Annotated in this window: 10 protein-coding genes; 8 read left to right on the top strand and 2 right to left on the bottom strand. The window is 27.3% G+C overall.

The window, feature by feature from the left end; translation table 11 throughout:
- Positions 1 to 164: 164 nt before the first annotated feature.
- The 3 genes from VLM92_RS10995 (at position 165) to VLM92_RS17350 (ending at position 1827) form a co-directional block, all read left to right on the top strand.
- Entirely contained in the window at positions 165 to 518 is a 354-nt protein-coding gene (locus VLM92_RS10995) for a response regulator (protein ID WP_325276391.1), read from the top strand.
- Between the two features lie 288 nt (positions 519 to 806).
- Entirely contained in the window at positions 807 to 1694 is an 888-nt protein-coding gene (locus VLM92_RS11000) for a flagellar motor switch protein FliM (RefSeq protein ID WP_325276392.1), read from the top strand.
- Positions 1695 to 1698: 4 nt separating this feature from the next.
- Positions 1699 to 1827 (top strand): FliM/FliN family flagellar motor switch protein, encoded by a 129-nt coding sequence (locus VLM92_RS17350; RefSeq protein ID WP_325276398.1) that lies wholly within the window; start codon positions 1699 to 1701, stop codon positions 1825 to 1827.
- A 140-nt stretch (positions 1828 to 1967) separates the two neighbouring features.
- Here VLM92_RS17350 and VLM92_RS17405 read toward each other — a convergent pair whose 3' ends face one another.
- A complete protein-coding gene (locus VLM92_RS17405) occupies positions 1968 to 2186 on the bottom strand; it encodes a transposase (RefSeq protein WP_414708160.1) in 219 nt (72 codons plus the stop codon).
- Between the two features lie 189 nt (positions 2187 to 2375).
- On the opposite strand from VLM92_RS17405, the gene VLM92_RS11010 reads away from it, so the two are divergent.
- From VLM92_RS11010 to panD, 4 genes are read left to right on the top strand one after another with little or no spacing between them, the layout of a single operon-like run.
- A complete protein-coding gene (locus tag VLM92_RS11010; RefSeq protein ID WP_331681747.1) occupies positions 2376 to 3230 on the top strand; it encodes a Rossmann-like and DUF2520 domain-containing protein in 855 nt (284 codons plus the stop codon).
- Positions 3230 to 4057 (top strand): 3-methyl-2-oxobutanoate hydroxymethyltransferase, encoded by an 828-nt coding sequence (gene panB / locus VLM92_RS11015; protein ID WP_325276393.1) that lies wholly within the window; start codon positions 3230 to 3232, stop codon positions 4055 to 4057. The genes VLM92_RS11010 and panB overlap by 1 nt, the downstream gene beginning before the upstream one ends.
- A gap of 13 nt (positions 4058 to 4070) precedes the next feature.
- Positions 4071 to 4916 carry a pantoate--beta-alanine ligase gene (panC, locus tag VLM92_RS11020; protein ID WP_325276394.1) on the top strand — a complete coding sequence of 282 codons (846 nt, stop codon included), beginning with the start codon at positions 4071 to 4073 and terminating at the stop codon, positions 4914 to 4916.
- Between the two features lie 18 nt (positions 4917 to 4934).
- The gene (gene panD / locus VLM92_RS11025; protein WP_325276395.1) at positions 4935 to 5336 is read left to right on the top strand and encodes an aspartate 1-decarboxylase; all 402 of its coding nucleotides are present in this window, start codon (positions 4935 to 4937) and stop codon (positions 5334 to 5336) included.
- 634 nt (positions 5337 to 5970) lie between these two features.
- On the opposite strand, the gene VLM92_RS11030 is transcribed toward panD, so the two are convergent.
- Positions 5971 to 7164 carry a pyridoxal phosphate-dependent aminotransferase gene (locus VLM92_RS11030; RefSeq protein ID WP_325276396.1) on the bottom strand — a complete coding sequence of 398 codons (1194 nt, stop codon included), beginning with the start codon at positions 7162 to 7164 and terminating at the stop codon, positions 5971 to 5973.
- 297 nt (positions 7165 to 7461) lie between these two features.
- Between VLM92_RS11030 and VLM92_RS11035 the strand changes: the two genes are divergently transcribed.
- Positions 7462 to 8295: a sulfurtransferase gene (locus VLM92_RS11035; protein WP_325276397.1), complete on the top strand. Its 834-nt coding sequence runs from the start codon at positions 7462 to 7464 to the stop codon at positions 8293 to 8295.
- Positions 8296 to 8851: the final 556 nt, after the last annotated feature.

The following is an 8851-nucleotide window of genomic DNA, read 5'->3' on the forward strand; positions in this document are numbered from 1 at the left end:
AAGCGTTTAGGATTTTATAAAAGATTATATGAATCGTTTAAACCAGGAGGATATTTGATAATTAGAATGTCTGAAAATTTATCTAATTTAGAAATAGCTTTTCAGCGTGTAAAACCATCAGTGTATAGAAAAAGATTATAATTGATATAAATGGAGGAAATTTTATGAAAAGAGTATTAATAGTTGATGATGCAGCATTTATGCGTATGTCTATTAAAAATATGCTTGCGAATTATGAATTTGAGATAGTTGGTGAGGCAGAAAATGGTTTAATGGCAATTGAAAAATATCAAGAATTACAACCAGATATTGTAACGATGGACATTACTATGCCAGAAATGGATGGGTTACAAGCATTGAGAGAAATTAAAAAAATTGATCCATCAGCATCAATTGTCATGGTATCAGCATTAGGACAAGAGGCGAGAATGAAAGAGGCAATTATTTATGGAGCAAAAGGGTTTATTGTAAAACCTTTTAAAGAAGAGATTATTGTATCTGCTTTATCTAAACTGTAATTTATTTTGATGATAAATAATTAAATTTAGAGTACAACATGAAGAATTAATATCACAAAAGTAAGATGTCTAGACATCTTCCTTTTGTGATATTGGTGTTAGTATAATATTATAGACACATTTAATCGAACGAATTATAATAAAGTGAGATTAGAAAGGACGTGTCTAAAGTGAGCAATAAAAAAGAAAAATATACAGAAAAATTTTAAAATACTATTATTGAATTATATAAATTAGGTAAATCATTAAAGAAAGATAAAATTTAGAGAGGAGATATTATAAAATATTATGAACCAAGAAATAATTGTATATGACTTTAAAAAACCACAAAGATATTCTACAGACAATATGCGATTTTTATCTGTAATATCAGAAGAATTTTGTAAGAGTATAAATCTATTTGTAGCTTATGAATTAAAAAGACCAAATATAGTATGTAAATTAGAAAAAATAGAACAAACAAACTATGAAGAATTTATGAATATGATATCAAATGATTCTGTAATTATTGAACATGCAATACAGCCTTTAGTTCAAGGTCTTATATATCAATTAGACAAAAGTGTCGTACTTTCACTTATAGATTTAATGCTTAGTGGAGATGGTGTATTTGACGATTATAAAAGAGAACTTACTGAAATTGATAGAGAATTAATATCGTATATAGCGAGTAATTTTTTAACAAAAATGCATATCTTTGAAGGTTGTGAATATAGAGAAGTTTCTAATGTTTATACTAATGTAGGATCTAGTAAAAAATATCCAATAAGTGAATCGGTTATTATTTCTCATATGAAAATGATGAATGGTAATAAAGAAGTAGGAAAAATGAGTTTTTGTAATCCATATAGTTGTATGGAGCCAGTATTAGAACAATTAGAACCTAAAAGACTTTTTAGAAGTAAAAACAATGAATATGATTTTGAATTTACAAGTGCAATATACAACAAGATTTGTAGTGCAAATACTGATATGGTTGCAAGACTAGGAAAGACAAAAATAAGTGTAGAAGAACTTTTAAAACTAAAATTAGGTGATATTATAACTCTAGATACTAAAATAAATGGAGATATAGACCTTTATGTAGGAGGTTCAAAATCATTTAAATGTAAACCTGGTATTATTAAAAATAAAAAGGGAGTTATTATAACAAATAGCATAAAAAAGGAATTATAAAAATATAAGTGGAAAATTTGAAAGAGTATTAGATATATCATTAAATGTGAAGGTAATATTAGGTAGAACAAAAATGTCTGTAAAAGATGTTTTTGAATTGCCGAAAGGATCATTAATTAAAGCAAAAACGTAACTTTAAATCATTGTGCAAAGTTTTAGGTATTACAAAGAGTCCGTACTACTCTTTTAGGTACAAAAAACCTTGCGCAAGAGATGTTGAAAGATAAATATAAATTACAAGATATTGCTGGTTCTTTCTATTGTTAGGTGATTTTATGTATTTTCTAACATTAAAACTCTATTTCTTAGTGTTTGAAAATTACACCTACCATATATTATTATTTTAATTACTTTTATCTTATTTACTTTTCCTTTAGCTAAAGCATTACTATATTCATATATAAGAGTATTATTAACTGCTTCAATATCTATTTTAATCTCTTCTATAAAGCTATTTAATTCTTTAATATTATGATTTTTATAATCCTCTATCCAAACTTCTAATTTATCTTATGTAATATTTTATAATATATTTTTGCATATTATTGACAAATAATTGTAGTATGCTACACTATCTATGGGTGGTATTTTAATAAAACTGCACCAAATACATATTTGAAATTTGAAGATTATCTTATCAATAAGTATGAAACTAAGCAGTAGCACACTCTTATTTAGGAGGTGGTAACTATAAAGTTTGGATTTATTGGAGCGGGAAAAGTTGGTTTTTCCCTAGGTAAGTATCTAAAAGAAAATAATATTTACGTAACAGGTTACTATAGTAAGAATCAGCATTCTTCAGAAGAAGCTGCAATCTTTACAAATACTAGATATTATACAAATTTAAAAACTTTTATAGAAGATAGTGATGCTATATTCATTACAACACCTGATGGAGAAATACAAAGTGTATGGAATGAGATAAAAGAGTTTCCTATTAATAATAAGTTAATCTGCCATTGTAGTGGCTCAATTTCTTCAGAAATCTTTTCAAATATCACAAAATATGGTGCATACAGTTATTCTATCCATCCAATGTTCGCTATATCAAGCAAATATAATTCTTACAAAAATTTTCCAAATGCTTTTATTACAATTGAAGGACATGAAAAATATCAAAAATATTTACAGGATTTATTTAAATCTTTAGGCAATGATGTAGGTATTATTTCTAAAGAAAATAAAGCTTTATATCATCTTGCTTGTGTTACAGTAAGTAACTTAGTATTATCACTAATAAATAATGGAGTCACATACCTTAAGGATTGTGAATTTTCAGAGGAAATGGCTATTAAATCACTTTTTCCGCTTATAGAATTTAATTTAAACAATATTAAATCAGATGGCATTGTTAAGAGTTTAACTGGTCCAGTGGAAAGAGGAGATTTATCTACAATTAAGAAGCATTGTAATGTTTTATGTGAAGAAGATAAAGAATTATATAAGCTATTATCTAAAAATGTGTTAAAAATAGCGAAGACTAAGAACATAAATAGAGATTATACAAAACTAGAAGAATATTTGGGGGAAAAATAATGAAAAATACAGTTGTAACATTTAAAAAAGCTAAAGAAATGAATGAAAAATTAACTATGCTTACAGCATACGATTACTCAACAGCTCAGTTAATTGACAATGCAGGAATTAATGGAATATTAGTAGGAGATTCTTTAGGAATGGTATGCTTAGGTTATGAAGATACATTATCAGTTACTATGGAAGATATGATTCATCATACTAAAGCAGTATCAAGAGGTGTTAAAAATACTTTAGTTGTAGCAGACATGCCTTTTATGTCATATCATACATCTGTATATGATGCAGTAGTTAATGCTGGAAGATTAATTAAAGAAGGTAGAGCTCATGCTATAAAACTTGAAGGTGGAGTGGAAGTTTATGACAAGATAGACGCAGTAGTTAAGGCTTCAATACCAGTTATGGGACATATAGGTTTAACTCCACAATCAGTTAATGCTTTTGGTGGATTTAAGGTTCAAGGTAAGGATGAGCAAGCTGCTAAAAAACTTATAGAAGATGCGATTGCGGTTGAAAAGGCAGGAGCTTTTGCAGTAGTTTTAGAAGGGGTACCATCTAAACTAGTAGCATTAATCACTGAAAAACTATCAATACCTACTATAGGAATTGGAGCCGGAGTTGATTGTGATGGACAGATACTAGTTTATCAAGATATGTTAGGTATGTTTAGTGATTTTACTCCTAAATTTGTTAAAAAGTATGAAACTTTAGGTGAAAAAATGAAAATAGCTTTTGAAACATACATAGAGGAAGTTAAAAATGGAGTTTTCCCAGCAGAAGAGCATGGGTTTAAGATAGATGAGGAAGTAATAGAAAAGCTATATTAAAGAGGATAGAGATATGGTTATTATAAATAGAGTAAATGAGATTAGAAAAAAAGTCAGAGAATGGAAATCTAAAGGATTAAGAGTTGGATTTGTACCAACTATGGGATATTTACATGAAGGACATGAAAGTTTAATAAAAAAGGCATCAGAAGAAAATGATAAGGTAGTTGTTAGTATATTTGTTAATCCTATTCAATTTGGACCCAAAGAGGATTTATCTGCGTATCCTAGAGATTTAGAAAGAGACAGTGCAATCTGTGAAAGAGCTGGAGCAGATGTAATTTTCCATCCAAAAAATGATGAAATGTATGAAAATGATTTTTCAACATTTGTAGATATGACAGGACTTACAAAAGAACTATGTGGGAAAAGTAGACCCATTCATTTTAGAGGGGTTTGCACTGTAGTTAATAAATTATTTAATATAGTATGTCCTGATAGAGCCTATTTTGGTCAAAAAGATGCACAACAATTAGCGATTATAAAAAAAATGGTTAGGGATTTAAGTTTTGATGTAGAGATAATCGGATGTCCTATAGTAAGAGAAGAAGATGGTCTTGCTAAAAGTTCAAGAAATGCCTATTTATCAAATGAAGAAAGGGAAGTAGCTACCATATTAAATAAGTCCCTTATGAAAGCTAGGAAATTAATAGAAGGTGGAGAGCGAAGTTCTAAATTAATAATAAATTCAATAATACAAACTATTAATTCAGAACCTATGGCTAGAGTAGATTATGTAAATGTTGTTGACAGTCTTTCGATTGAGCCTGTAGAAAACATAGAAAGTTCTGTATTAATAGCTATAGCTGTATATATAGGAAAAACAAGGTTAATAGACAATTTTACATATGAGTTATAATTGTAGGGAGAATAGAAAATGAGACTGAGTATGTTAAAAGGAAAGATTCATAGAGCAACGGTAGTACAAGCTGAACTAAGTTATGTAGGTAGCATAACAATAGATGAAGATTTATTGGATGCATCAGGAATTTTAGAATATGAAAAGGTTCATATTGTTGACATCGATAACGGAGCAAGGTTTGAAACTTATACTATAGCTGGCAAAAGAGGAACGGGAATGATTTGCTTAAATGGAGCAGCAGCAAGGTGTGTACAAGTTGGCGATAAGATAATAATAATGTCTTATTGTGATATAAAAGCAGAAGAAGCCGTTAATTATAAACCAAAAGTTGTTTTTGTTGATGAGGAAAATAAGGTTAAAAATATAACTAGGTACGAAAAACATGGACAACTATCAGAGGAATTAATTAAAAGTTAATATAGTATTGAAATCCACGAAAACACATTGACTATTTTGTCAATGTGTTTTTTGATTATAAGGATATTATATCTTATGAAAATTACAATAAATCTATTAGTAGTAATAAATTTAATAAATAAGATAACTAAAGTAGAAATATAAAATGTGAAAAAGCTCTTATGAAATAAATTCTAAGAGCTTTTTCATATTTTATATTTTTTTGTATTCACCTTTTGCCTCCGCTATGCTTTTTTATGAAATATTTTAAATCAGCTTAATCATTTTTATTTTTAGTTTTGCAATATTAGTCATATATACTTTTATTTATTCTATTTCATGATCTGGTGAATAATCATATTCTATAGCTTCTTCATAATCAAAGTATACTAAATCTAAGTTATTTTCCATAATTGTTACCTCCTGAAATTTCAAATCATATTTTTAATTTATTTATTGTTGCAAGTTATTATTTTAACTCTATCATCTTTAATATATATTATGCAATGACATCCAAAAAATTTCCACTTTTGAACTGTTTTTTATAATTATTTTATTAAATTATGAAATATGCATATTCACTATCTTGCATTTTAAGATTTTTTTAATAAAATTTCATACATAAAAAGAAGTGTGCATAAGCACACTTCTCATTTTATTTATTTAATTTTAAGTAAGTTTCTAAACCTTCTTTTAATATCTTAGCAGCATTAGCTAAATCTTCTTTATTTAATATATAAGCAAGTCTTATTTCATCAACACCAAGACCTTCAGTAGCATAGAAACCTTCAGCAGGACAAGGCATAACTGTTTGACCATCTATATCAAAATCACTTAATAACCATTTTACAAAATGATCAGCGCTTTTAACTGGTAACTTTGCAACTATATAAAAAGCTCCGGTAGGCTTTTTGCATATAACGCCAGGAACTTTTACAAGTTCATTATATAATACATCTCTTCTTTCTCTGTATTCTTCGTTTACTTCTGTAAGATAAGTACTTGGTGTTTTATAAAGCTCAATAGCACCAATTTGCTCTAAAGTAGGAACTGATAATCTTGCTTGGCATAGTTTTAACATTTGAGCCATAAATACTTTATTTTTAGAAGCTATAGAACCAATTCTAGCGCCACATGCACTGTATCTTTTAGATACACTGTCTATTATAATAACTCTATCAGCTACTTCATCTATATTACCTAAACTAGTGTAATCACCTTCATATACAAATTCTCTATAAACTTCATCAGCCATTATCCATAAATCGTTTTCTTTAGCTATATCAGATATCATTTGAATTTCTTCTTTAGTATAAACAACTCCAGTTGGGTTTCCTGGATTTGAAAATAATATAGCACGAGTTTTAGAATCTATTTTAGATACTATTTCTTCTTTTGAAGGGAAGTGGAATCCATTTTCTGCAAGTGTAGTAATAGGTTTTATTTCTACACCAACTGCCTTAGCAAAGCTATTGTAGTTTGAATAAAATGGTTCAGGTATTAATATATTGTCTCCCTCATTACATGTAGCTAACATAGCAAATAATAAAGCTTCACTACCACCATTTAATATTAATATTTCATCCTTATTAAAGTTGATATTGTATCCTTGATAATACTTTTGTATAGCCTCTATAAGTTCAGGTAACCCTTCTGATAAAGCATATTCTAAAACTTCACCTTTATAATTCTTTATTGCATTTAAAAATTCATCAGGTGTTTTAATATCAGGTTGTCCGATGTTTAGATGGTAAACTTTCTTTCCACCTTTTTTAGCTTCTGCAGCATAAGTTAATAATTCCATAATAGTAGAAGCTGGAACAGCTTGTATTCTAGATGATATATTCATATCTGTAACTCCTCCTCGTGTAAAGTTTATTTAGTTTATTGTATACATTAGAATATATTGAAACTTTAATACTTACTTGCATATACTTTTATAGATTCATAATGAAGTATATGTATTGTTTTCAAATATATTTTAGCATAGAAAAAACGAATTCCTAATTAAAAATATATTTTTTATTTTTAGAAAATTATGCAAATAATATACGTTGATATATTTTCTATAAAAGTATTTTTTATAAATTTGTACTGTAGTATAGTATGTATTAAATGTATAAATTAATAAAATTAGGAGGATTATATGACAAATTTAGTTAGTGCTAGTTGGTTAAAGGAAAATTTAAATAATGAAAAATTAGTAATAGTAGATTGTAGGTTTAACTTAATGGACAAGCAATATGGAAAAAAAAGCTATGAAGAGGGGCACATTAAAGGTGCTGTTAGAGTAGATATAGAAACAGAATTGTCTAGCGAAGTTAAAGAACATGGAGGGAGGCATCCTCTACCAAGTATAGAAGAGTTGAAAAATACTTTCGAAAATATAGGAATAAATAGTGACTCTATAGTGGTTGCTTATGATGAAGGTGATTTAGCAGGTCCTTGTAGATTTTGGTGGATATTAAAATATTTAGGTCATGATAAGGTATATGTTTTAAACGGTGGTATAAATGACTTTAAAGAAATTGGTGGAGAAATTACTCAAGAAATAAAGTCTATTAAAAAAGGTAATTTTAAAGTTGAAGTTAATGAAGATATGAGAGTCAATATGGAATATGTTAAAGAAAGGTTATATAAGGATAACATAGCTATAATTGATTCTAGAGAAAACCAAAGATACAAAGGAGAATTTGAACCAGTAGATAAAAAAGCTGGTCATATACCTAGTGCGCTAAATTATTTTTGGATGGATATACTAAATAAGAATGAAGATAAATTAAATATGAAGTCACAAGAAGAACTTGAAAAGCATTTTAAAAACTTAAAAAATTATGATGAGGTTATAGTTTATTGTGGATCAGGTATAACTGCTTGTCCAAACAGTTTAGCACTTAGTGAAGTTGGAGTGAAACATAAGGTTTATTCAGGTAGTTTTAGTGATTGGATAAGCTATGAAGAAAATGAAATAGAGAAGTAAAGATAACAATATGTAATGTTTATAATCCAACATTTGATTTGATAAAATAAAAAATAGGTATTTGATAAGTTTAAATAACTGTCAAATACCTATTTTTATGAAAACAAAGTGAGTTAGGTTTATCTTATAATAAATATAGAGGTTCTTATTCACTTGATTCTATATTTAAGGCAATAAGTATAAACCTATAAATAGTAAGTATATTTTTATATAGATTGCTAATGATATTAGAGAAGTATATTTGTATGAGTAAAAATATAGTTGATATATGTGAAAATGAAATGCTTATAGAAGTAATAAAATAATTAGAAGAAAAACTAAGTTATAATATAATCAATTATAATTTATATTTTTCGTGTTAAAGCTATATGTATTAAGGATTTAAGAAAATTTTAAATATAATTATAAAAAAAACAGAAAAAGTATTGACGATATTATTTTAAGATGGTATAGTTATACTTGTCCTTAAGAAAAGGGCAAACAAGAAAATGAACTTTGAAAATTAAACAGTAGGTTAATTTATAGAATTTGAAACAAACCAAACAAACAAAGCCAG

This window comes from Romboutsia sp. (assembly GCF_035470145.1).
Taxonomy (GTDB): domain Bacteria; phylum Bacillota; class Clostridia; order Peptostreptococcales; family Peptostreptococcaceae; genus Romboutsia_D.

Coding starts and splice junctions, on each gene's coding strand:
- VLM92_RS10995 (WP_325276391.1), top strand. CDS start 165: ATGAAAAGAGTATTAATAGTTGATGATGCAGCATTTATGCGTATGTCT.
- VLM92_RS11000 (WP_325276392.1), top strand. CDS start 807: ATGAACCAAGAAATAATTGTATATGACTTTAAAAAACCACAAAGATAT.
- panB (WP_325276393.1), top strand. CDS start 3,230: ATGAAAAATACAGTTGTAACATTTAAAAAAGCTAAAGAAATGAATGAA.
- panC (WP_325276394.1), top strand. CDS start 4,071: ATGGTTATTATAAATAGAGTAAATGAGATTAGAAAAAAAGTCAGAGAA.
- panD (WP_325276395.1), top strand. CDS start 4,935: ATGAGACTGAGTATGTTAAAAGGAAAGATTCATAGAGCAACGGTAGTA.
- VLM92_RS11030 (WP_325276396.1), bottom strand. CDS start 7,164: ATGAATATATCATCTAGAATACAAGCTGTTCCAGCTTCTACTATTATG.
- VLM92_RS11035 (WP_325276397.1), top strand. CDS start 7,462: ATGACAAATTTAGTTAGTGCTAGTTGGTTAAAGGAAAATTTAAATAAT.